The 21,547-nt window shown below is 52.8% G+C and carries 22 protein-coding genes; 10 read left to right on the top strand and 12 right to left on the bottom strand.

The features are described from left to right. Window positions 1-78: 78 nt before the first annotated feature. The 3 genes from EVJ29_RS08435 to EVJ29_RS08425 form a co-directional block, all read right to left on the bottom strand. Window positions 79-792, bottom strand: a complete 714-nt coding sequence (locus EVJ29_RS08435) for an anti-sigma factor (protein ID WP_070329169.1) — start codon at window positions 790-792, stop codon at window positions 79-81. Further along, a complete protein-coding gene (locus EVJ29_RS08430; RefSeq protein WP_070329168.1) occupies window positions 789-1,349 on the bottom strand; it encodes an RNA polymerase sigma factor in 561 nt (186 codons plus the stop codon). Before EVJ29_RS08430 ends, EVJ29_RS08435 begins: the two co-directional genes overlap by 4 nt. Window positions 1,350-1,466: 117 nt before the next feature. Then, window positions 1,467-1,718: a hypothetical protein gene (locus tag EVJ29_RS08425; RefSeq protein ID WP_070329166.1), complete on the bottom strand. Its 252-nt coding sequence runs from the start codon at window positions 1,716-1,718 to the stop codon at window positions 1,467-1,469. Window positions 1,719-1,782: 64 nt separating this feature from the next. On the opposite strand from EVJ29_RS08425, the gene EVJ29_RS08420 reads away from it, so the two are divergent. Further along, on the top strand, window positions 1,783-2,580 hold the full coding sequence (locus EVJ29_RS08420; RefSeq protein WP_161567342.1) for an HAD-IIB family hydrolase: 798 nt from the start codon (window positions 1,783-1,785) through the stop codon (window positions 2,578-2,580). Between the two features lie 15 nt (window positions 2,581-2,595). On the opposite strand, the gene EVJ29_RS08415 is transcribed toward EVJ29_RS08420, so the two are convergent. Beyond that, entirely contained in the window at window positions 2,596-2,859 is a 264-nt protein-coding gene (locus EVJ29_RS08415) for a hypothetical protein (RefSeq protein WP_131504965.1), read from the bottom strand. A 174-nt stretch (window positions 2,860-3,033) separates the two neighbouring features. Beyond that, window positions 3,034-3,249: a zinc-ribbon domain-containing protein gene (locus EVJ29_RS08410; RefSeq protein WP_236633483.1), complete on the bottom strand. Its 216-nt coding sequence runs from the start codon at window positions 3,247-3,249 to the stop codon at window positions 3,034-3,036. A gap of 128 nt (window positions 3,250-3,377) precedes the next feature. On the opposite strand from EVJ29_RS08410, the gene EVJ29_RS08405 reads away from it, so the two are divergent. Both EVJ29_RS08405 and EVJ29_RS08400 read left to right on the top strand, forming a co-directional pair. After that, window positions 3,378-3,611 carry a hypothetical protein gene (locus tag EVJ29_RS08405; protein WP_070329164.1) on the top strand — a complete coding sequence of 78 codons (234 nt, stop codon included), beginning with the start codon at window positions 3,378-3,380 and terminating at the stop codon, window positions 3,609-3,611. Window positions 3,612-3,905: 294 nt separating this feature from the next. Beyond that, entirely contained in the window at window positions 3,906-5,420 is a 1,515-nt protein-coding gene (locus tag EVJ29_RS08400) for a UDP-N-acetylmuramoyl-L-alanyl-D-glutamate--2,6-diaminopimelate ligase (protein WP_330857364.1), read from the top strand. A gap of 61 nt (window positions 5,421-5,481) precedes the next feature. Here EVJ29_RS08400 and EVJ29_RS08395 read toward each other — a convergent pair whose 3' ends face one another. Beyond that, complete coding sequence (locus tag EVJ29_RS08395) at window positions 5,482-6,477, bottom strand: MDR family oxidoreductase (RefSeq protein ID WP_131464761.1); 996 nt, start codon at window positions 6,475-6,477, stop codon at window positions 5,482-5,484. A 145-nt stretch (window positions 6,478-6,622) separates the two neighbouring features. On the opposite strand from EVJ29_RS08395, the gene EVJ29_RS08390 reads away from it, so the two are divergent. Further along, window positions 6,623-7,066, top strand: a complete 444-nt coding sequence (locus EVJ29_RS08390; RefSeq protein ID WP_070329160.1) for a hypothetical protein — start codon at window positions 6,623-6,625, stop codon at window positions 7,064-7,066. A gap of 18 nt (window positions 7,067-7,084) precedes the next feature. On the opposite strand, the gene EVJ29_RS08385 is transcribed toward EVJ29_RS08390, so the two are convergent. The 6 genes from EVJ29_RS08385 to mgtE form a co-directional block, all read right to left on the bottom strand. Then, complete coding sequence (locus EVJ29_RS08385) at window positions 7,085-7,294, bottom strand: hypothetical protein (protein ID WP_070329159.1); 210 nt, start codon at window positions 7,292-7,294, stop codon at window positions 7,085-7,087. An 89-nt stretch (window positions 7,295-7,383) separates the two neighbouring features. Further along, window positions 7,384-8,088, bottom strand: a complete 705-nt coding sequence (locus EVJ29_RS08380) for an SDR family NAD(P)-dependent oxidoreductase (protein ID WP_070329158.1) — start codon at window positions 8,086-8,088, stop codon at window positions 7,384-7,386. A 12-nt stretch (window positions 8,089-8,100) separates the two neighbouring features. Next, window positions 8,101-8,490, bottom strand: coding sequence for a GNAT family N-acetyltransferase (locus tag EVJ29_RS08375; RefSeq protein WP_070329157.1), 390 nt, complete (start codon window positions 8,488-8,490; stop codon window positions 8,101-8,103). After that, on the bottom strand, window positions 8,490-9,503 hold the full coding sequence (locus EVJ29_RS08370; protein WP_131464759.1) for a serine hydrolase domain-containing protein: 1,014 nt from the start codon (window positions 9,501-9,503) through the stop codon (window positions 8,490-8,492). The genes EVJ29_RS08375 and EVJ29_RS08370 overlap by 1 nt, the downstream gene beginning before the upstream one ends. Window positions 9,504-9,689: 186 nt before the next feature. Then, window positions 9,690-11,474 carry a solute:sodium symporter family transporter gene (locus EVJ29_RS08365; RefSeq protein ID WP_131504964.1) on the bottom strand — a complete coding sequence of 595 codons (1,785 nt, stop codon included), beginning with the start codon at window positions 11,472-11,474 and terminating at the stop codon, window positions 9,690-9,692. Between the two features lie 143 nt (window positions 11,475-11,617). Beyond that, window positions 11,618-12,976 (bottom strand): magnesium transporter, encoded by a 1,359-nt coding sequence (gene mgtE, locus EVJ29_RS08360; protein ID WP_131504963.1) that lies wholly within the window; start codon window positions 12,974-12,976, stop codon window positions 11,618-11,620. Window positions 12,977-13,311: 335 nt separating this feature from the next. Here mgtE and arcA point away from each other — a divergent pair, with 335 nt between their 5' ends. The 6 genes from arcA to EVJ29_RS08330 all read left to right on the top strand — a co-directional run bounded on the left by arcA (window position 13,312) and on the right by EVJ29_RS08330 (window position 21,428). After that, a complete protein-coding gene (gene arcA / locus EVJ29_RS08355; RefSeq protein ID WP_131464961.1) occupies window positions 13,312-14,541 on the top strand; it encodes an arginine deiminase in 1,230 nt (409 codons plus the stop codon). Window positions 14,542-14,557: 16 nt separating this feature from the next. Continuing rightward, window positions 14,558-15,586 (top strand): ornithine carbamoyltransferase, encoded by a 1,029-nt coding sequence (argF, locus tag EVJ29_RS08350; protein WP_070329153.1) that lies wholly within the window; start codon window positions 14,558-14,560, stop codon window positions 15,584-15,586. 53 nt (window positions 15,587-15,639) lie between these two features. After that, entirely contained in the window at window positions 15,640-17,115 is a 1,476-nt protein-coding gene (arcD, locus tag EVJ29_RS08345) for an arginine-ornithine antiporter (RefSeq protein ID WP_131504962.1), read from the top strand. A 15-nt stretch (window positions 17,116-17,130) separates the two neighbouring features. Further along, window positions 17,131-18,093, top strand: coding sequence for a carbamate kinase (gene arcC, locus EVJ29_RS08340; RefSeq protein ID WP_131504961.1), 963 nt, complete (start codon window positions 17,131-17,133; stop codon window positions 18,091-18,093). Between the two features lie 181 nt (window positions 18,094-18,274). Next, on the top strand, window positions 18,275-20,617 hold the full coding sequence (locus EVJ29_RS08335; protein WP_131464753.1) for a glycoside hydrolase family 31 protein: 2,343 nt from the start codon (window positions 18,275-18,277) through the stop codon (window positions 20,615-20,617). Between the two features lie 121 nt (window positions 20,618-20,738). Beyond that, window positions 20,739-21,428, top strand: a complete 690-nt coding sequence (locus EVJ29_RS08330; protein WP_131464751.1) for a Crp/Fnr family transcriptional regulator — start codon at window positions 20,739-20,741, stop codon at window positions 21,426-21,428. Window positions 21,429-21,547 lie beyond the last annotated feature (119 nt).

The raw sequence follows: 21,547 nt of genomic DNA, 5'->3' as shown, positions 1-21,547 counted from the left end.
CCACTCCTTTCTCTCATCATAACGAAAAAAGAACCGGATGACACCTACGCTTCACGCGTAAAGTCATCCGGTTCTATGTCAGAGACTGGCACTTAACACGATGTCGCCCTCGGGTGTTTGATTGCCCCGTTCAGGCTCTTTCGTGACGGCGACCGTGTCCCAATCTGTCGCTGACTCGGTCGAGTCGAGCGTATAGATGACGGTACCGTTGCCTTTATCGTCTGTGACGAACGCACCGGTCGGAATCGGAGATTCGTCCTTGAGCAACCAGACTTGATACACTTCGTTCGCCTCGAGCGGTGCGAGGCCGTTCGTCTGGACGATGAGTTGGCGATCGCCGTCTTGTTCGGCCAAGTAGGCGACCCCTTCTGATTCGCCTTCGAGTGGCACCGTATCGGTCAAGGTAATCGCGGTCGGCTCGTCTTGATTCATCAACAGATAGCCGTTACCGACGAGTGAGAGGACGAGTGCGGCCGCGAGTGCGAGCGCTCCCCACGAAGACTTCTGCTTCTTACGGGTTTCCGTGAACGGTGTGACGGGAGCCGGTTCGGCTTTGACGAGCTTCGGTTCAGTTGTGTCTTCGGCAAAGACGTTGTCGAGGATGCGAGCCTTCATGCCGCTCGGTGGTTCGGTCGGCTCAGAGAGGAACGCGACGCCTCCGACGAGTGCCTCGAGTTGTTCGAGTTCTTCTTGGCACGTTTGGCATGTTGCTAAATGTGCCTCGAAGCGAATCCGTTCGTCTTCCGTTAAATGTTGGTTGAAATAGTCGATCAATTGGTCACAGGCGTTCATCGTTCCACCTCCTTATCTATATCGTCATGGGATAGATGTTTTCGTAACTGTTTCAGCGCTAATCGAATCCTTCCTTTTACGGTACCGAGCGGGATGTCGCACGCATCGGCAATTTTCTGCTGGCTGAGACCTTGGAAATACATGAGCCGGACGACTTTTTGTTGCTCGACCGGCAACTCGGCCATCGCCGTCTCGATTTGGGCCCGTTCTTCTTGCCACTCGACCTCGGTCTCGACAGAAGGGGACGGGGAAGGAATCGCTTCAGCATATGATTCATCGAGCTGTAAATCGGGTTTGCGTTTTCGAATCAAGTCGATCGTGACGTGTCGGCTCATCGTGAACAGCCACGATTTGAACTTGCCTTTCGACTCGTCGTACACACCGCCGCCGCGCCACAGCTTGATGAAGACTTCTTGCATCGCTTCTTCGGCGAGATCGCGGTCTTTCGTCAGTTGCATGACGAACGCGTATAAGATTCGTTCGTAGCGGTCATATAGTGTTTCGAGCGCTTGCTTGTCTTTTTTCCTGACGCGCTCATACAATTCAATATCAGTCATGGCGTTCTCCTTTACTCATGAAGGGAGTCCCTTGTATTTATCTAACGGATAGAATCGTCAAATGGATGCCTATTTGATTATGACTATTTTGTGAATAGTCGTATGTATCCATCGTGTTCAACGTGAACACGTGGAAGTTGCATCCCCGATTTGACGGAAGAGTCGTAAATTCAAGTAGGTGAGCAGCTGATGTGTCGCGTAGCTGAAGAGCGCCGCCGTGACGAGTGTCATGACAAGCGCGGGCCCGTTTGACAGCGACTGATGCCAGAACGGATACGTCCGCACGCCGGACAAAAAGGCGAAGACGAGGGCGAAACCGATCAGGATTCCGCTATACTGACAGTAGTACCGACTTAATCGATTTTTCATGTCGCTCATTCCTTTCGTCCTTTTACTATACGAGATGGGGTATGACGACACAAGGAGGATGACCATGAAACGATTTACGAACGAGGGGCGGACGTTCGTCTGTTTTGATTTCGACGAGACGTATTTCCCGCATGCGTGTACGGCTGAACAGCTCGAGCACTTGCGGCGGCTTGAAGATTTTCTCGAGCAGCACTCCCATCGGTTTTCGACGATGTGGGTGACGGGGAGCTCGCTTGAGACGATTGCTGAGAAGGTGAGGCGGGCCGACATGCGCTACTTTCCGCATCGGATCGCCTCGAGCCTCGGGACAGAGTTATACCATGTCACAACTGCAGGAGAACTCGAGCTAGACTCGAACTTCCAGTCACTGTTCCCGTCTGATTTCTCTCGCCGTGTCGAACAGGTCGTGACTCACCATGCGCTCACGATTGAGCCGCAGACGAACATGGGGACGAACGCGTGGATGCACAACTATTATTACTTCGGTGAAGATGAAGTCGAGCTAGAGCGTATCCAAACGGCCGCTCGTGATTTTGGGATCGCGGTCAACGTCAGTCGCTGCAATCCGCTCGCCGGAGATCCCGTCGGGGCGTATGATATCGACTTCATCCCACGCGGAGCCGGGAAGACCGCCGCGGTCGATTACGTCTGTACCCGCTGTGCATTTCAAGTGGGCGAAGCGTATGCGTTCGGTGACAGTGGAAACGACTTGGCGATGTTGAAGCACGTCGGTAACGGATACGTCCTCGGCAACGGGACGGAGCAAGCCAAGTCTGAGCACGATCGTGTGACCGCGGGAAGTTATGCGGAAGGAATACTAGAGGTGTTGATGCGGTTTGTGCAGGAGACACGGTCGCACTAGTTCACTTCATGCACTTTAAGCGAAACGGAGTGCCGATTGTTGCGCGCTCGCGAGCAAATGGGACCGAACCGTTCTCGTGGAAAAATCAAATGAGACGTGACTGTGCCAAAGATCGGTGAACACGGTCACGAGGGCGGCTTCCGCCAAGTCAGGGCGTGTCGTCAAACGCAGTGTGACGGCGTATAATATGCGTTCGTAACGGTTGTATAGGAGTTCTAAAGCGAGGGCGTCTTTTTGTTGGATGCGTTCGTACAATTCGCGGTCGGTAATAAATGACATTGTAAACTCCTTCAGAGGGTCCAGTTCTCTCATGTTTTGGTCGCGGTGGTCAATCGGCTAAATAAGTAATGATTATATTTCACTAATCACCGCGCCGTAAACGGTTACTTTGACCGCGGAGCACATTCAAAAACACCCGAAGAACCGTTTATGCGGGTCTTCGGGTGTTTTAGGTCAAAATGAATGATAGCAGTGGGGGCAGGTTTGGCTACTGCCCGGTGCCCGTTTGAACGTCTGTTTACAGTTCGGGCACGTGACGGTCTCGCTCTCTTGACCGAACAAGCTTCCGCGGTTGAATAAGACGTCTTTCAAGTTCGGCAACGCCTTGGCGGCAAAAATCATGGAAATAAATAAGAAGATGGCCAAAACGGCCAACATGACGTATGTCATGACGGGCGTACCCCTTTCACAAAAGATTCGTTTCTTCTAGCATACGGGAAATTACTCAAACGTACACCTTTAGATTAGAAACGGGAACAAATGTTCTGTATAATGAATGTAACAAAGGAGGGGGCAGGATGAAGGATGAAGTGACGCGTTGGATGCGGATGGGCCGGGTCGTCGAATTGATGTATGTGGATCGTCACGGGATCATCTCGAAGCGACGGGTCAAGTTGATGAAGCTACAAGGGGAACAAGTAATCGCATGGGACATCATGAAGCAAGCCCGGCGGACGTTTTGCATCGAGCGCATCCTCGCCTGCCTCCCGATGGTCGACCGGAAATTTGGAGGAGAAGAGGGAGTCGGATGACGCCACTCCCCAAATGTTCGGCGCCGGCAGAACGCGCACTGCCGCCTCTACTGATACGCTCGAACAACTCACGGCTTATCCGAGAATGAAGATCGCCGTGATGCATGGTGTCGGACCGAGTGTGTTTCGATTGTTAAAGAGTGCTTTCGCTGAACAAGGACTTCGGTTCACGGATAGCGAAATGAATTCCTAGTCCCGTTATGGGCTAGGAATTTTCTAGTTAGACGTATGTTTTCCTATGAAAGAGGGAAGTAATATATTTGTCATCTCTATTTCAGCCTAAAATCTAGTACCATGACGATAAGGTTTGTTAACCTAGCGACACCCATGAGAAAGGAAGTACACAGCATGAGGACGAAACATTTATCCGCCATTCTAGGAAATGAGATGGATGATATCGAATGTGATCCATGGGTGACCGGAATTGAAACAGATTCCAGAAAGGTCAGTCCAGGGAATTTGTTTATATGCATCCGTGGTTATACGGTGGACGGACATGAATTCGCCGAAGACGCTGTCTCTAAAGGAGCGAGCGCGGTGATTTCTGAATCTCCGCTTGACCTCGAGGTGCCAAACATTGTCGTTGCCGATACGAAACGAACGGCCGGAGTGGTGGCGAGCGCGTTTTACGACCACCCGTCCCATCGGATGCGAATTTACGGCGTCACCGGTACGAACGGGAAGACGACGACTGCTACGTTAACATATGATTTATTTCGTTTATCAGGACGTCCGGTCGGGATTGTCAGTACGATTGGAGCCCGTTATAAAGATAAGAAGTTAAAGACGCCTAACACGACGCCAGAAGCCGTCGTCTTGCACCGCATCTTGGCCGAAATGGCAGATGCCGGGGTGACCGACTGTGTCGTCGAAGTATCGTCGCACGCCATGATGGAAGGGCGCGTCGAAGGAGTCCGCTTCCATGCGGCGGCGTTTACGAACTTGACGCACGACCACCTCGACTACCACCGTTCAATGGATGAATACGCACGGGCGAAAGCGCGTCTATTCGAACAAGTTGAAACTACGGACGGCGACGCCATCATCTTGAACGCGGAAGACCCGGCGAGCGAGACGATGGCCGCATTCGCACCTACACGGCGGAAAGTCATGTACAGTACGCACGCAGACGTCCCGGCCGATATTCAAGTCATCTGGCTAGGTCACACCGTCCGCATCAAAATGAACGCGATGACAATCGAAGCACCTGTTCACTTTATGGGATCGTTCAACGCTGCCAACTTGGCCGCGGCCATCGGTCTCGTCTCGACGTCGGAGCTCATGCTTCGCGCGATTATCGATAATGTTCCAGGGCTCACACTTCCGAAAGGTCGTCTCGAGCGGCTTGACACGGAAGATGCGGAGATTTATATCGACTACGCCCATACACCGGACGGGCTTGAAAAATGTCTGTCCACTTTACAAAAAGGGGAGCGGCAGCTCGTCGTCGTCTTGAGCGCGGCCGGAGACCGTGACCCGACGAAACGGGCTGAGATGGGACGCATCGCGAGCCGCTATTCGGACGATTTGATTGTGACGGTACATGATGTCCGAACCGAAAATCCGAAGCAAATCATTGACGGGCTGCTCGAAGGGATCGACGCGGACACGCATTATGTGACGTTTGAAGCACGAAGAGACGCGTTGCACCATGCGGCCGTGCAAGCGCTCGACGGCAAGCGCATCGTCGTCGTCGGAAAAGGGCACGACCATGTCGAACGTGTCGGCAGCGAAGCGATCCCGTTCAATGAATCGGATATCTTGTTAGAAGAACTGAAAAAATTAAAAGGCCAAGAACCGGCCGTTTGAATTTCATTACCAAGCATACAGAAGAAGGGCTGAATCGTTGGATTCAGCCCTTCTTTGACGTTTAGTCGTTCATGCGGACGACGGTCCGGCCACTCAGCTCACCGCGCATCATCGCCTCGGCTTGACGCGGGACGTCATGGAGCGGGATCTCGTGCACCATCTGGTTGAGTACGTGCGGTTCGATCAGCTCGTGTAGACGCTCCCACGCCGTCACTCGTCTTGCGACCGGCTGCATGACCGAATCGATGCCGACGAGACGGACGCCTCGCAGGATGAACGGGTAGACGGTCGCAGGAAGTTCGTGCCCTCCAACTAGTCCACAAGCGGCGACGGTTCCTTCGTATCGGGTTTGGCTTAAAATATTTGCGAGTGTGTTACCACCGATCGAGTCGATCGCAGCATCGAACCGTTGGCGAGCGAGTGGTCGGGGGGGTCCTTCCAATTCACTGCGTGGTATTGTCTGTTCAGCACCGAGATCAGTTAAATAAGATGAATCTGTTTTTCCAGTCGAGGCAATGGCGTGATAGCCGAGTTTATGGAGCAAGGCAATCGAGAAACTTCCAACTCCTCCGGATGCTCCCGTGACGAGCACTTCTTGACCGGGATGAACGCCTTCGTGTTCGAGTGCCTCAATCGCGAACATGGCGGTCAGTCCGGGTGTCCCGATCGTGATGGCATCTCGCATGTTCATGCCTTTCGGTAATTTCACGAGCCAATTTCCTGGAACTTGTGCAAACTGGCTGAAGCCACCGAAATGACGCTCACCGATGCCAAAGCCGGTCGCGATGACTTCGTCCCCAGGCTTGAAATCAAGATGATCAGATTCGGTGACTTTCCCGACAAATTCGCAGCCTGGGATGAACGGATAATGGCTGACGATTTTGCCCGATCCGGTCAATCCGAGGGCGTCTTTGTAGTTGAGTGCCGAATAATGGACCTCGACGAGGACGTTGCCGTCCTCTTCTTTAGGTAGTGAGTCGAGCTCGACCTCAGTCACCTCGGAATGGAGTCGGTCGTCACGCTTGTCGAGCACGAGTGCTTGAAATGAGTCGTTCATTGTAAATTGGCCCCTTTCTGTATGGCAAATCTGTTCCCTTTGTATCATTACCCACTCTGGAAAATATATACGCGAATGTTTCGTTATAACGAGGTGTGGAATGGTACAATGTAGTAGATTCAATTAGAGTGAGGAGGAATGAAGCATGCGGCACGACGACTATGAGTTTGATGAAGAAGTAGAAGTAGAAGAAGGCGAATTGTTCAACGTATACGACATTCTGCCACCAGATGGAACTATTCTCGAAATGGCGACTGCCGAAGAGATGGTCCGCGCGGCGGAGCTTGAAGCGACACATAACGCGCTCGAGCGAATCCAAGAATCAAACTTCCAGTTGTCAGGAGTAACGTTTAAAGAGTTACTGACAGAGTTCGAACGATACGAGCAAGAATCGATGGAATTCTGGACGGGCGTATATAGCCGACTGCGCATTCCATGGGCATGGACGATTCGAATCGATGTGGCCAATGGCCCGATTCACGTCGTCAATGATCGTGACATCTTTATCGATGAGGCAGACTTCGAAGAGTACGATTTTGAAGAGTTTGCCGATGATGACTTTGAAGATGAGACCGATAACCAAAACTGAATCCAAAACGTCTTTCCCTTATTCAGAAGGGAAAGACGTTTTTTTGACTTCGCTCATGTCCATACGCATACGCATCACTTCCGTGGCACCGAACCAGAGTCCGACGCTACACAGCAGGGACACACCGCTCACCAACGCTCCGACGATCGCGATATCTCCAATCATCGTGAACGATAGCACGAGGCTGAATATCCCGAAAAACAGCAATCCTCCCGCTATAGTCTTCATACATCACGCCACCCTTTCTCATTTGATTTGACTCTAGTGTAGCCGGTCAAACGAGACAGGGTTGGTCTATTTTTATACCTGGTTGAAAATTAGATGAGGTCGTGGATGGTATACGTTTTTCCATTGACAAACGGCTTGTCGATCAACTGCTCGACGAGGACGCGGCCGACCGTCTCAGGCGAGCGGAGTTTTCCTTCCGTCTCGTAAGCTTGAAACTGTTCGACATCTTGAAACGCTTCTCGTGAAGACGCGCGGATCGTCTGTTGCATGGATGTGTCCATCACGCCCGGGTTGAACAAGGCGAGGCGATGTCTCGTTCCTTCTAGTTCGAGCGCGACGGTCTCACTAAAGTGGTCGAGTCCAGCTTTCGTGCCGCAGTAGGCGCTCCACCCCGAGATCGGACGTTTGGCGGCACCTGACGTCACGTGGATGAGCGAGACGGGCACATCGTAAGCGAGGACGGCGTTCGTGATCAGCATCGGGGCGAGCAGATTCGCCTGAACGTGAGCGGTGAGCTGCTCCGTGTCGAGGTGGCCGGCCCGATGAATCGGTTCGATCAACGCCGCATTTTGGATGATGAGTAGCGACGTGGCGTCAGCGATGTACGGCTTGATTTGGTCAAGGGCTCGAAGTGTACTCGATACGTCGGATAAATCGACTTCGATATGTTTGAACGTTAAATCGCGTGATTGCGAGCGTGATAGGTTGATGACGTCGTAGTTTCGTCTCGACAGTTCTTCGGCGACAGCACGGCCGAGACCGCGTGACGCACCGGTGACAAGGGCAAGTTTCAAATAAATTCTCTCCTATTCGTGAATCGTTTTTCGAAAACCGTAGAAGGGGCGGAAGTTCAAGCGTTCATAATACGTATGCGAGGAAGCGCTCGCGAGCATCTCGAGTCGTGTCTCAGGATAGAGTGCATGGACGTGTGTCAATAACCGTTCCCCGAGGCCAAGCCGGCGGTGCGAAGCAGCGATGAGCAACTCGCACACGTAAAGGCTGACTTTTGTGTCGGTCAAACCGCGAAGATAGGCGATCACGTGTCCCGTTTCAGACTCGATGACGAAAGCGATGTTCGAGCGGCGCCATGCTTCTTTTGTCAACTCATCTTGACGAACGAGCTGGTGCCAGCCCTCAGCTTCGTTCAACGCTTGAATCTGTTCAAAATCTCGTTCATCGTAAAGACGGATGATCATCAAGACGCACCCACTTTCACTTCAATCGCTTTCATCACATCAAACGCCCCCTCTGACTCGTTCGAACAGACGACAGAAGTGACTTCTAAAGCAGGGTAATAGGCGGAATGGAAGCTGACACCGGGATCGTAGCCCATCACGTGATATTTGAATACCTCTTCGTTAGGTTCGAGTTGAATCCAGACGCCATACCCGTAATGTCCGCCCCGGTCATTGACGGTCACGTGAGGTGTCAATAACCGCGTTGTCATCTGTTGACCGAGAAGACGATGCCTGAGCAACGCGTCCCATAGTTTGGCCATGTCGGCCACCGTCACGAACGCCCCTCCGTCCGAACCGCCTTTGACGGGAATAGAGTACTGGTTTGTCCGCCATGAACCGTCCGGATTGTTGATATAGCCGAGCGCCGTATCGGCAGGCAGGGCGTCAAGCGAGAAGTAACCGGAGTCGGTCATGCCGGCCGGTGTGAAGACGAACTGTTCGATGTAATCCGAGAACGTCAATCCGCTCGCTTGTTCGACAATGAGACCGAGCAAAATGTAACCGGCGTTATTATAGTGGAATTCGCCGATTTCATGTTTCATTGACTGTTGCTGGAACATGGGCAAAAAGTCGCTCAATCGTCTTAGCTGATACATCGGACGTTGTTGCCATAACTCTTCAAAGTCGTCCATGACGGATTCATCAAAATAGTCCGGGATGCCTGACGTATGAGTGAGTAACGTTTCGACTGTCACACGTGTATCAAACTTAGGTAAATCAAGGGATAGACAGTCTCGGAGCAGCGAAGTAAACGCCAGCTTCCCTTGTTCGACGAGCTGACAGATGGCGATCGCCGTGAACAACTTACAGCCAGAGGCGATCCCGAACCGAGTCACGTCACGGTTTGGCAGTTGTTCGGAACGATTCGCATATCCTTGTTGGCGTTCGATTAATAGGTCATGCTTTCGGACAGCGAGACATGTGCCTGAAAAAGCGGATGAGATTTCAAAATCTGACCAATTAGTATTCATGAGTGGACCTCCGACGTTTGGCTGTTCCTTTCCGTTTCTAAGTATGTAAATCATACCATTACACATTAACCTAAATAATGGAAAAATGATAGGTGTCATTCTTATGGTGAGGCGATTTTGCAGATGAAAAAACACCGTTCGAACTGATTCATTTCAGCAGGAACGGTGTTTTTGTAAAGAGGCAGGTCACCCGCCGCTCGCTTTTTCTTCGATCTCGGTTTCGGTCGTTCCAAGGTTGTTCAAGTACACCTCGTATCTCGGGAGCCAGTACCGGTACGATACCCAGACGAGACCGCTCGTCGCGGCGAACAATGTCAGCGTCGCTGGCCAGAACCAGCCCGAGACGATCCCGTCCGCATAGGCGAGACCGATCGGAGAGAAGACGAAGTAGACGAACACCATCGAGGCGACGAGGATGATTGACGTCGAGATCGCATGACGCCAAGGTTTCACCCGACCGAGGTCGATCCGGATCGGCTTGATTTGTTGCATCGGACGCAGTTTGGCGAACAACAACATGATACTCGTCTCGATGACGAACAAGATGCCGTAGATGTGGATGAAGTTGATGCCAAGGTCAAATCCGAACCACTGTTTCATACCCCAGACTAAGAAGTAGTACGTGATGACGTGGAAGCCGATGACGATTTTAGCGGCGATCGGCGGCACGCGCTTGACGAGCATGCCAATCAAGACGACGACGAGAATCGGGATGTTGAAGAAACCGGTGAAACGGCGAATCAAGTCCCAAAGACCGTCCGGCGCGTACATCAAGTTCGGTGCGACGAAGAACGAGACGAGCGCGACGAACGTCCCGAACCATTTGCTGACCCGGATCAAATCTTTGTCCGAGGCATCGGGTTTGAACTTCGGTTTATAAATGTCGAGCACGAACAGTGTGGCGATACTGTTCAGCAATGAGTTGAACGAGCTGAACACCGCGCCGAGCAAGACGGCGAGGAAGAAGCCCATGAGCCACGTCGGTAACAAATCGGCGATCAAACTCGGATAGGCGAGGTCTGCCTTGTCCATGTTCGTGCCGTATAAGTGAAACGCGATGATGCCTGGAAGCAGCATAAAGATCGGAACGAGCAACTTCAAATAACCGGTGAAGAGGACACCTTTTTGTCCTTCGGCGAGGTTTTTAGCCCCAAGAGCCCGTTGAATGACATATTGATTCAACGCCCAGTAGAACAAGTTCGCGAAAATCATTCCGGTGAAGATGGATAGGAATGGCACCGAGTCGTTCGATGACCCGATCGCGTTCAACTTTTCAGGGTTCGACGTCGCGATCGTCTTCATCCCTTCGACGACGCTGCCGTCACCGAGTGCGATAAAGCCGAGCGTCGGGACGAGGAAGCCGATGATGATGAGCCCGATGCCGTTGAGTGTATCCGACACCGCAACGGCGCGGAGGCCGCCGAAAATGGCGTAGATAGCGCCGATGATACCGATGAACCAAATGACGAGCCAAAGTGACTGTTCAAAGCTGATTCCGAGCAGTTCGGGCACGTCGAAGAGCTGAAGGACCGCGAGGCCGCCGGAATAGAGCATCGACGGAATCGTGACGCACATGTAACCGAACAAGAACAAGAGGACGGTCAAGCGCCGGACGTCCTCGTCATAGCGTTGACTTAAAAACTCAGGAATCGTCGTGATCCCGATGCCGAGAAAGCGTGGCAGTAGGAATAGTGCCATGATGATGGCGGCAATCCCGGCCGTCACTTCCCATGCCATCGCCGACATGTTGCCGGCGAACGACTGCCCGTTCAAGCCGATCAACTGCTCGGCCGATAAGTTTGTGAGCAGGAGTGACCCGGCGATGAAGAGACCGGTCAGCCCGCGACCAGCCAAGAAATAATCATCGGCGCTGTCGACTTTTCCTTTTGTCAGGCGATAGGATACGTAAGCGACGAGTCCCATGAATAAGGCTCCGGTCACTAATATGTATATAACTTGTTGAATCGTCACTATTTATCCCTCCTTGTATTACTTCTTATCTATAAGTACTTTTCGTAATTACCCGCCTGGCACGATAATTATTTCCCATCATCGCTTTTGTAAACAAACCGTAACAAAGCTCACACGAAAAAAGACACCTGAAACGTCAGGTGTCAGAAAAAGCGAAGCAATGAAGTGGCGACAGTGAAGTAGATGATCAATCCGAGATTGTCCACGACCGTCGTGATGAATGGACCCGAGGCCACGGCCGGATCGAGTTTCAGGCGGTTGATCAAGAGCGGGACGAGTGTACCGACAATCGTGGCAACGCTCAGTGAGGCGAAAATCGACAAGCCGACGATCATGCCGATCAAGGCGCTATCGTACAGGACCGTGATGACCCCGAAAATAACGACCATACAGGCGAGTCCAAGCAGGACACCGGTTCCGAACTCCCGGCGAATCATCTTGGCGACATTTTTCCGATTGATCGTGCCGAGCGCAATCGAACGTACGGCGACGACGAGCGACTGGGTGGCGGCGTTTCCGGCCGATCCCATGACGAGTGGCATGAAGACGGCGAGCAAAACGATCGTCTCGAGCGTATCTTCAAATCCACCGATCGTCGATGCGGTGATCATCCCGAGGAACATGAGGCTGATGATCCAAGGGGCACGTTTTTTCGCTGCCTCGACCGGGCCCATGTTGATGTCAGACGAGCCTTTCGTCGCGGACAGCTCTTCAAAGTCTTCGGTCGTCTCGCGTTCGATGACGTCCATGACGTCGTCGACGGTGATGATGCCGAGCAGGTGATCATCGCTATCGATGACCGGGAGCGCGAGCAAGTCATACTTTTGGACGGTTCGGGCCAAGTCTTCTTGATCGGTCATGACGTGGGCCGAAACGACCCGCCGCCCCATGATGTCAGCGATGAGATGGTCGAGCGGGGAAACGATCAAATCACGGAGCGACACAACGCCGACGAGACGTCGGTCTACATCGATTACATATAAATAGTAAATTGTCTCAGCTTCAGGACCGAGGTCACGCAACTCTTCGAGTGTCGCCCCGATCGTTTTGTCGGCCTGTAACACGATGAACTCGGTCGTCATGATGGCACCGGCCGTATCATCTGGATAGCGCATCAAGTCTTTGACCTCGGTCGCCTCGGTCTCGTCCATCTGTTCGAACAGTTCGTTCATGAAATCGTCCGGAAGTTCGGTCATGAGGTCGGCGGCATTATCCGAGAACATATCGTTTAAGACGCTGACCGCATACGGGCGTGGCATTTCTTGGATGAACTGCTGTTGTTCATCGAGCTCTAATTTTTCAAATAAATCGGTGTACTCTTCAGGTGATAAAGCGCTGTATACAAACGCCCGATCGGGTTGGTTAAGTTCGATGAAGATGTCGGCCTGTTCACCCGGGTGAAGTGTTAAAAACACGTCGCGGAAATCGACCGGATCCCCTTTTTGGATGAGCGCTGTCACTTGGGCTTCATGACGCGCGCGTTCTGTACGTTCGATGGCCATCGACTCACTTCCTTTTCTAAAGTCATTTTTCGTATCCTGTCGTTATCGTACCTTAATTTGAAAAGAAAAAATAATGGATTTTATTCACAGTTCATACATCGTGTATCCATCCCAACCGTTGCTCTCTCCTTGTTCATTGATTCACAACCGTTTGTTCATTCAGTTTGACTTATATTGTATCCATTTTTTTGTGGAATCGACCACAATCAGAACGTCGGAATTACCCGCCTCGGAATCGGGTAAGTTGATAATGTAAGGGTAGAAACACACCCGAATCACTAGGAGGAAGCGAGATGATATCGATGACGGATCAATTGACCGCACGGGATACAACGCTGAAACATCCGATTCACGTGTATTCAGAAATTGGTGAACTAAGGACTGTACTATTGAAGCGTCCAGGACGCGAACTTGAAAATTTGACGCCGGAGTATTTGGAACGACTCTTGTTCGACGACATTCCACATTTGCCGGTCATTCAAAAAGAGCACGACTACTTTGCGAGCGTGCTACAAAACCGGGGCGTCGAGGTGCTCTATTTAGAAAACTTGATGGCAGAGACACTATCGCTGCCTGGCGTACGTGAACGATTCGTCGCCGACATTCTTTCGGAATCAAAATCAAATATTAACGGTTCATACGAGACGCTCAAAGAGTATTTACTCGCTTATGATAACGAACAGTTGATCGAGACGGTCATGGCCGGTATCCGTAAAACCGAGATCAAGCGCGAAAAGCGCCGTCATCTGCACGAGATGATCGAGGACACGTATCCGTTCTTTCTCGACCCGATGCCGAACCTGTACTTCACGCGCGACCCGGCCGCGGCGATTGGGAACGGCTTGTCGATCAATCGCATGAAAGAACCGGCGCGTCGCCGCGAATCACTGTTCACGCAATATATTATGAGATACCATCCACGCTTTGCGAAGCATGATATCCCGATCTGGTCGGATCGTGACTATCGGTTCGCGATGGAAGGCGGGGACGAACTCGTCCTATCAAAAGAAGTCGTCGCCATCGGGATATCGGAACGGACGACCGCCCAAGGAATCGAGCGCGTTGCCCTCAACTTGCTCGCGAACGGGGGCACGTTCAAGAAAGTCATCGCCATCGAGATTCCGAAGTCGCGTGCGTTCATGCACCTTGATACCGTCTTCACGATGGTCGACCACGATAAGTTCACGATCCATCCTTTCATCCAAGGACCGGGCGGCAAGATGAACATCTTCGAGCTGACGTTGAACGCGGAAGGTGAGCTGCACATCACGCAACACACTGATTTGTTGAAAGTGTTGAAATCGGCTCTCGGCCTAGAGGAAATCGTGTTGATCCCATGTGGTGGGGGCGACCCCATCGCTGCGGCGCGCGAGCAATGGAACGATGGGTCGAACACGCTCGCAATCGCCCCAGGTGTCGTCGTTACGTATGACCGGAACTACGTGTCGAACGAGCTGCTCCGTTCAGAAGGGGTCGAAGTCATCGAAATCATGTCGAGTGAGTTATCACGAGGCCGTGGAGGCCCGCGTTGTATGAGTTGTCCAATTATCCGTGAAGATATTTAACGAGGAGGAGACACACATGTCCACAACGTTCAACTTTGATTTGAAAGGTCGTCATTTTTTATCGCTTAACGAGTTTTCGCGGGACGAACTGAACTACTTGATCGACTTATCAGCAGCGTTCAAACGTCAAAAGAAACAAGGGATTCCCCACCGGATTTGTGAAGGCAAGAACGTGGCGCTCTTGTTTGAAAAACCGTCGACACGGACGCGCTGTGCGTTCACAGTTGCGGCAATCGACCTCGGCATGCATCCTGAATACCTCGGGAAATCGGATATCCAGTTCGGAAAAAAAGAATCGGTCCGTGATACGGCGATCGTGCTTGGACGCATGTTCGACGGCATCCAATTCCGTGGCTTCGCTCACGAAACGGTGGAAGGTCTTGCACGGGATGGCGGGGTCCCGGTTTGGAACGGTTTGACGGACTTGTATCATCCGACGCAAATTTTGGCCGACTTCTTAACCGTCAAAGAACAAAAAGGTGATTTGGCTGGCATTCGTTTCGTCTACGTTGGAGATGGACGCAACAATATGGGCAACACGCTGTTGATCGGTGGTGCCAAAGTCGGCATGGACATGCGAATCTGTGCGCCGAAATCGCTCTGGCCGTCTGACGAGGTCGTCGATTACGCGCGTTCGGTCGCGGCTGAAACAGGAGCACGCATCACCTTGACGGAGAGCATCGACGAAGCTGTCGCTGATGCGGACGTCATCTATACCGATGTGTGGGTATCGATGGGCGAAGAAGCTGAATATGAAGAGCGGATCAAGCTCCTTCATCCGTACCAAGTGAATATGGACATGGTCGAGAAGACCGGAAATAAAGACGTCATGTTTCTGCATTGCCTGCCGGCGTTCCACGATTTAGAGACCGAGGTCGGGCGAGCGATTCATGAACAATATGGACTGAAAGAGATGGAAGTGACCGACGAGGTGTTCCGCAGCCGCCATTCATACGTGTTCGATCAGGCGGAAAATCGGATGCACACGATCAAAGCCGTCATGGCGGCGACACTCACCGATACGTTTGAATGGCTCGAACGCTGACGAACGAGGAGGCATGTCCTCCTCATTCGTACTAAACGGAAGGGATGAGTTATATGTCTACTAAATTAGATCATGACTCAGGTGGTTCGGCTGGTGCAAGTCCTGGCAAAAAAGATCAACGGTTAGGTCTTGGTGCACTGACAGCCCTCGTCGTCGGTTCGATGATTGGAGGGGGCGCCTTCAACTTGGCGGCCGATTTGGCCCAAGGCGCGAACGCCGGAGCTATTTTGATCGGGTGGGTCATCACCGGTATCGGGATTATCACGCTCGGTCTCAGTTTTCAGAACTTGACGATGCGTCGCCCTGATCTAGACGGCGGGGTATACAGTTACGCTCGCGCCGGATTTGGCCAGTTCGTCGGCTTCAACTCGGCGTGGGGCTATTGGTTATCCGCTTGGCTCGGTAACGTTGCCTACGCCACACTATTGTTCAGTTCGGTCGGTTACTTCTTCCCGATCTTTGAAGGTGGTCAAAACATCGCCTCGATTATCGGCGCCTCCATCATGTTGTGGCTCGTACACTCGTTGATTTTACGAGGCATCCACGAAGCATCGATGATCAACATCATCACGACAATCGCGAAACTCGTTCCGATTTTTGCCTTTATCACCATCACCTTGTTCTTCTTCAATATCGATAACTTCACGTTCGACTTTTGGGGCCAAGGCGGCTTCTCGTGGGGCAGTGTGAGAGACCAAGTCGTGTCGACGATGCTCGTCACGCTTTGGGTATTCATCGGTGTCGAAGGGGCGGTCGTCTTGTCGGGCCGGGCCCGTAAGCGCTCGGACGTCGGGAAAGCGACCGTCATCGGCTTACTCGGTACGCTCGTCATTTACTTGCTCATCTCGATCATGTCACTCGGATTGCTGAACCCTGAGAGCGTGGCGAACGCTTCGCAACCGGCGATGGCGTACTTGCTCGAATCGGCTGTCGGACCGTGGGGCGCGATGCTGATCAACGGGGGCCTCGTCATCTCGGTACTCGGTGCTTGGCTTGGATGGACGTTGCTTGCGGCGGAAATCCCATTTGTCGCCGGTAAAGACGGTGTCTTCCCGAAATGGTTCACGAAAGAGAATAAAAATAACGCACCGGCCAATGCACTCTGGCTCACAAACGGGTTGATTCAGTTGTTCCTCTTCACCTTCCTGTTCTCAGACGCTGCTTATAACTTTGCGTTCTCACTCGCTTCGAGCGCCATCTTGATCCCGTATGCGTTCTCGGCGTTCTACCAAGTCAAAGTCGCCAAAAACGGGATTGGCTATGATGCCGGGGAACGTCGGACGCGTGACCTTATTATCGGTGCGGTCGCCTCGATTTACGGGATCTGGTTGATCTACGCGGCCGGTATCGACTATTTACTGCTCACGACACTTCTGTATGCACCAGGGACGCTGCTCTATATTAAAGCGCAGCGTGAGAACGGAATTAAGACGTTGACGAAAACCGAATGGATCGTGGCTGGTATCTTGACCGGACTCGCGATCTTGGCAGTCGTACGGATTGTATCAGGCAACATCTCAGTCATATGATCGGGGGAATCGAGCATGCGTAACAAACGAGTAGTCATCGCCTTAGGCGGGAATGCGATTCAACAAGGAAAAGATGCGACGGCGGGCGCTCAAATTCGGGCCGTCGAGGCGACGGCCCAGTCGTTGGTCGCCCTTATCGAAGAAGGCGTCGACGTCATCATCACGCACGGGAACGGCCCTCAAGTTGGAAACTTGATTTTGCAACAGGCGGCCGCGGACAGTGCGGCGACGCCGGCGATGCCGCTCGACGTCTGTGGGGCGATGACGCAAGGGATGATTGGGTATTGGTTCGAGAACGCCCTCACGAAGGCGCTTCGGTCGCGCGGCCTCGAACGTTCCGTCGCCCCGATCGTGACGCGGTGTGTCGTCGATTCGAACGACAGTGCCTTCAGTCACCCGACGAAGCCGATCGGTCCCTTCTATTCAGAAGCGGAAGCGTCGGTGCTCGAACGGTCGACAGGTCATGTGTTCAAAGAAGATGCGGGCCGCGGTTATCGCCGCGTCGTACCAAGTCCGTACCCGACAGCGATTTGTGAGCATACGGTCATCCGTGACCTCGTCGACAACGGCCACATCGTCGTCGCGTCCGGCGGTGGCGGGATTCCCGTCATCGACACGCCAGACGGATACGTCGGGGTCGAGGCGGTCATCGATAAAGACTTTGCCGCCGCGAAGCTCGCGGAACTCGTCGAAGCGGACATGTTGCTCATCTTGACGGCCGTCGAGCACGTCTACGTCAATTTCGGGACGACCGAGGAAGCCGCGTTAACCGAAACGACAAACGAGCAACTCGAGACGTATATCGCCGAAGGTCAGTTCGCACCGGGCAGCATGTTACCGAAAGTTCGGGCCGCCTTGCAGTTTGCCGAGTCGGGAACGGGACGCGTATCCGTCATCACGTCGCTCGAGCAGGCGCACGCTGCTGTCCGAGGAGACGTTGGGACGAGAGTCCGGCTCGCTGCGACGCTCCAACAATGATCAACGCCGTAGACATCTCGTCTACGGTTTTTTTTGTGCATAACGCGGACTGGCCGTTTTTGAACCGCGAACAAGGGGAAGGGTTGTTGTATGTCAAACCTGACATTGCTATCATCATCTGTGTAAACGGTTGCAATAATATGGGGGAAGGATGTGACGAAGAGCGGCAACGCTCGAACTTATGCGTCTATTTGAACAGGAGAACGTATACACAAAGCAAATGAAGCCACTTGCAGATGAACGTGCCGTCGTCCAAGGGAGCTGCTATCGCTTCACGGTATTGACGAGCCAGTTGATCCGGATGGAGTACGCCGAGGACGGTGTGTTCGAAGATCGACCGACCCAAGTCGTTTGGAACCGGGACTATGACGTCCCTGACTTCCGGATCATCGAGGACGAGAGTGAACTGCAAATCATCACCGATCACGTTCATCTGTATTATACGAAAGGACCGTTCGCGCCGAACACGCTCTACGTCGACGTGAAAGGGAACTTTAGTACGTACTATAGCCGCTACACGTTCAACGGCCCGGAACGGACGCTGAAAGGGACGGCCCGAACGCTCGATCATGTCGATGGAGCGACCGAGCTCGGGGAGGGGATCGTCTCCAAGCAAGGCTATGCCGTCATCGACGACTCGGACTCGTTTCTCATGACAGACGACCGCTTCGTTGAGCCGAGACGAAAAGGCATCCATGATTTGTACTACTTCGGCTACGGGCACGAATACAAGCAAGCGCTTCACGATTTTTATAAGCTGACAGGTCCGACACCGATGTTGCCGCGAAAAGCACTCGGCAACTGGTGGAGCCGCTACTGGCGCTATGACGAGACCGAGTACAAAGGCCTCATGCGTCGGTTCAAAGAGGAAGACATCCCGTTCTCGGTTAGCGTCATCGATATGGACTGGCACGTCACCGACGTCCCTGAAGAGTACGGGAGCGGCTGGACCGGCTACTCATGGAACAAGAATCTGTTCCCGGACCCAAAAGGCTTCTTGACGTGGTTGAAAGAAGAGAACCTGCTCGTCACGCTGAACTTGCACCCAGCCGACGGGGTCCGGGCGTTCGAAGACCAATACGTGGAGATGGCCGAAGCGATGGGGCTCGACCCGTCGAACGGGGATCGCATCCCATTCGATTTCTCTGATAAACGCTTCATCCAAGCGTATTTTGAACAGATGCATCATCCGCACGAGGTAGACGGCGTCGATTTTTGGTGGATCGACTGGCAGCAAGGGTCGACATCGAAAATGGAAGGGCTCGACCCGATGTGGATGTTAAACCATTATCATGCGGCCGATATTTCCCGGGACGGAAATCGTCCGCTGATCTTCTCGCGTTATGCCGGACCGGGAAGCCATCGCTATCCTGTCGGTTTCTCGGGAGATACGCTCATCTCTTGGGCATCGCTTGCGTTTCAGCCTTACTTCACGGCGACGGCGTCGAATATCGGTTACGGTTGGTGGAGCCACGACATCGGCGGGCATTACCGAGGGTCGAAAGACGATGAGCTCGCCGCGCGCTGGGTCGCGTTCGGGGTGTTCAGCCCGATTATGCGCTTGCATTCGACGTTCAGTATCTTTAACGGCAAAGAGCCGTGGCGCTTCGGTCTCGAGTCCGAAAGGTCGATGAAGTCGTTTTTACGACTCCGCCACCAACTCATCCCGTATTTGTACACGATGAACCGGCGTAATCATCAGGATGCGCTCCCGCTCATCCTCCCGATGTATTACGATCATCCCGACGAAGAAGCGGCGTATGGCGTGCCGAATGAATACTACTTCGGCAGTGAACTCGTCGTATCACCGATCGTCGAGCCGATGAACAAGCGGCTTCACGTCGCGGCGACGAACGTCTGGTTGCCGACAGGCGATTGGTTCGACTTCTTTACGGGTCATCGCTACGAAGGTGATAAGTCGATCCGAGTGTTCCGTGGGCTTGACGAACAGGCCGTGTTCGCGAAAGCTGGAGCGATCGTCCCGCTGGCCGCTCATCGCTCTGGACGCAACGACACCGACAACCCGACCGATCTCGAAGTCGTCGTCTTCCCAGGGGCATCGAACACGTTCACGCTGTATGAGGATAACGGGACCGACCGGGCTTATGAGACCGGAGCTTACGCCGAGACGACGTTCACCCTCGACTGGGACGAGCGCAGCCTGCACGTTCATGTTACGGGTGACACGTCCGTCTTACCGTCAGACCGGACCGTCACATTACTCGTACGCGGGGTGACCGGTTCGGGTGAGTATAAACCGGAGACGCAGACGTTACGACTCGAACTCGGTAAAATTGATGAGGAAGTGACGGTGTCGCTCCCTGTCGAGGTGACGAACAACGGTCATCGACTGGAGCGCCTGTATCGCTTCATTGACCGCGCCGAGATATCTTACGATTTGAAAGACCGCCTCTACCGGATGGCGGCGTCGAAGACGAGACTCGAAGCGTGGCTGTTTGATCTCCATGCGCTCGAACTCGAACGCGATTTGCAAGATGCGATCATGGAATTGATGCTCGACTGAGGAGAGGGGGCAACCCCTCTTTTGTCTTGTCAGAAAACTGTCGGAATTTGAAAGCGTTTTCACAAGATGGGTCTCGTATACTAAAAGAAAGATGAACAGTTCGGGAAGCGAGGGATTGATCATGAGACAGCAATGGACAGTCGACGATTTAAGACAACTCGATATCTTCAATAAATGCACGAGCCGCGAGCTAGAGAGCTTGCTACCGCACGTATACTGTCGGACGTACCGCAAAGGGCAGCTTTTATTCATGGAAGGCGACCCGCGTGAGCGCGTCTACTTTTTAATCAGTGGGTATGTGAAGCTCGAGCGGTGCAATGAAACGGCGACCCATCAATACACCGACTACTTGAAGCCGAAGCAGCTGTTTCCGTACCGGGGACTGTTGACGGAAACGTATTACCAACATTCGGCGGAAGCGCTGACCGATATTGAAGTCATTTATATGCCGACGGATCGCTTTGAAGCGCTTGTCTCAAGAAATGCGACGATGCTCTTGCATATCGTCGGTCAGATGAATCGAATCCTTGACCTTCACGAACGCCGTGTTCAGGAAATCATCACGCCGAGCGCGAGCGACCGGGTGATCAATACGATCCATTACTTGATTGAAGACCTCGGAGAAAAAGAAGCCGACGGTGTGCGCGTACGTTGTCCGTTCACGACAGTTGAAATCTCGAGACTGTCGGGGACATCGCGCGAGACCGTGTCCCACATCTTGTCGCGACTGCGAAAAGAAGACATTCTCCAGTTCGACGCCCGTCAACTCGTGACGTTGCACCCTGAGTATTTCGAACAAGCGACACACTGACGCCACGCTGCATTCGTGGCGTTTTTTTTGCACGTCTCGATAAGCGAAGCGTTCGCTATGGACACTTACATCAGTTATAATTAGTGAGAATCATCACAAAGAAAAATTGTCATGCACGT

It is taken from the genome of Exiguobacterium sp. SH4S7 (assembly GCF_004336795.1).
Classification (GTDB): Bacteria; Bacillota; Bacilli; order Exiguobacteriales; family Exiguobacteriaceae; genus Exiguobacterium; species Exiguobacterium aurantiacum_A.
The sequence above is the reverse complement of the archived record's forward strand: the minus strand, read 5'-3'. Positions and strand labels throughout refer to the sequence as shown.

Excerpts from the sequence above, each read along its gene's own strand:
- EVJ29_RS08410 (WP_236633483.1), bottom strand. The coding sequence starts at position 3,249 with ATGACATACGTCATGTTGGCCGTTTTGGCCATCTTCTTATTTATTTCC.
- EVJ29_RS08390 (WP_070329160.1), top strand. The coding sequence starts at position 6,623 with ATGCGGCACGACGACTATGAGTTTGATGAAGAAGTAGAAGTAGAAGAA.
- mgtE (WP_131504963.1), bottom strand. The coding sequence starts at position 12,976 with ATGGCCATCGAACGTACAGAACGCGCGCGTCATGAAGCCCAAGTGACA.
- EVJ29_RS08330 (WP_131464751.1), top strand. The coding sequence starts at position 20,739 with ATGAGACAGCAATGGACAGTCGACGATTTAAGACAACTCGATATCTTC.
- EVJ29_RS08405 (WP_070329164.1), top strand. The coding sequence starts at position 3,378 with ATGAAGGATGAAGTGACGCGTTGGATGCGGATGGGCCGGGTCGTCGAA.
- EVJ29_RS08425 (WP_070329166.1), bottom strand. The coding sequence starts at position 1,718 with ATGAAAAATCGATTAAGTCGGTACTACTGTCAGTATAGCGGAATCCTG.
- arcC (WP_131504961.1), top strand. The coding sequence starts at position 17,131 with ATGCGTAACAAACGAGTAGTCATCGCCTTAGGCGGGAATGCGATTCAA.
- EVJ29_RS08385 (WP_070329159.1), bottom strand. The coding sequence starts at position 7,294 with ATGAAGACTATAGCGGGAGGATTGCTGTTTTTCGGGATATTCAGCCTC.
- EVJ29_RS08420 (WP_161567342.1), top strand. The coding sequence starts at position 1,783 with ATGAAACGATTTACGAACGAGGGGCGGACGTTCGTCTGTTTTGATTTC.
- argF (WP_070329153.1), top strand. The coding sequence starts at position 14,558 with ATGTCCACAACGTTCAACTTTGATTTGAAAGGTCGTCATTTTTTATCG.
- EVJ29_RS08335 (WP_131464753.1), top strand. The coding sequence starts at position 18,275 with ATGCGTCTATTTGAACAGGAGAACGTATACACAAAGCAAATGAAGCCA.
- EVJ29_RS08370 (WP_131464759.1), bottom strand. The coding sequence starts at position 9,503 with ATGAATACTAATTGGTCAGATTTTGAAATCTCATCCGCTTTTTCAGGC.
- EVJ29_RS08430 (WP_070329168.1), bottom strand. The coding sequence starts at position 1,349 with ATGACTGATATTGAATTGTATGAGCGCGTCAGGAAAAAAGACAAGCAA.
- EVJ29_RS08435 (WP_070329169.1), bottom strand. The coding sequence starts at position 792 with ATGAACGCCTGTGACCAATTGATCGACTATTTCAACCAACATTTAACG.
- arcD (WP_131504962.1), top strand. The coding sequence starts at position 15,640 with ATGTCTACTAAATTAGATCATGACTCAGGTGGTTCGGCTGGTGCAAGT.
- EVJ29_RS08400 (WP_330857364.1), top strand. The coding sequence starts at position 3,906 with ATGACGATAAGGTTTGTTAACCTAGCGACACCCATGAGAAAGGAAGTA.
- EVJ29_RS08395 (WP_131464761.1), bottom strand. The coding sequence starts at position 6,477 with ATGAACGACTCATTTCAAGCACTCGTGCTCGACAAGCGTGACGACCGA.
- EVJ29_RS08375 (WP_070329157.1), bottom strand. The coding sequence starts at position 8,490 with ATGATCATCCGTCTTTACGATGAACGAGATTTTGAACAGATTCAAGCG.
- EVJ29_RS08415 (WP_131504965.1), bottom strand. The coding sequence starts at position 2,859 with ATGTCATTTATTACCGACCGCGAATTGTACGAACGCATCCAACAAAAA.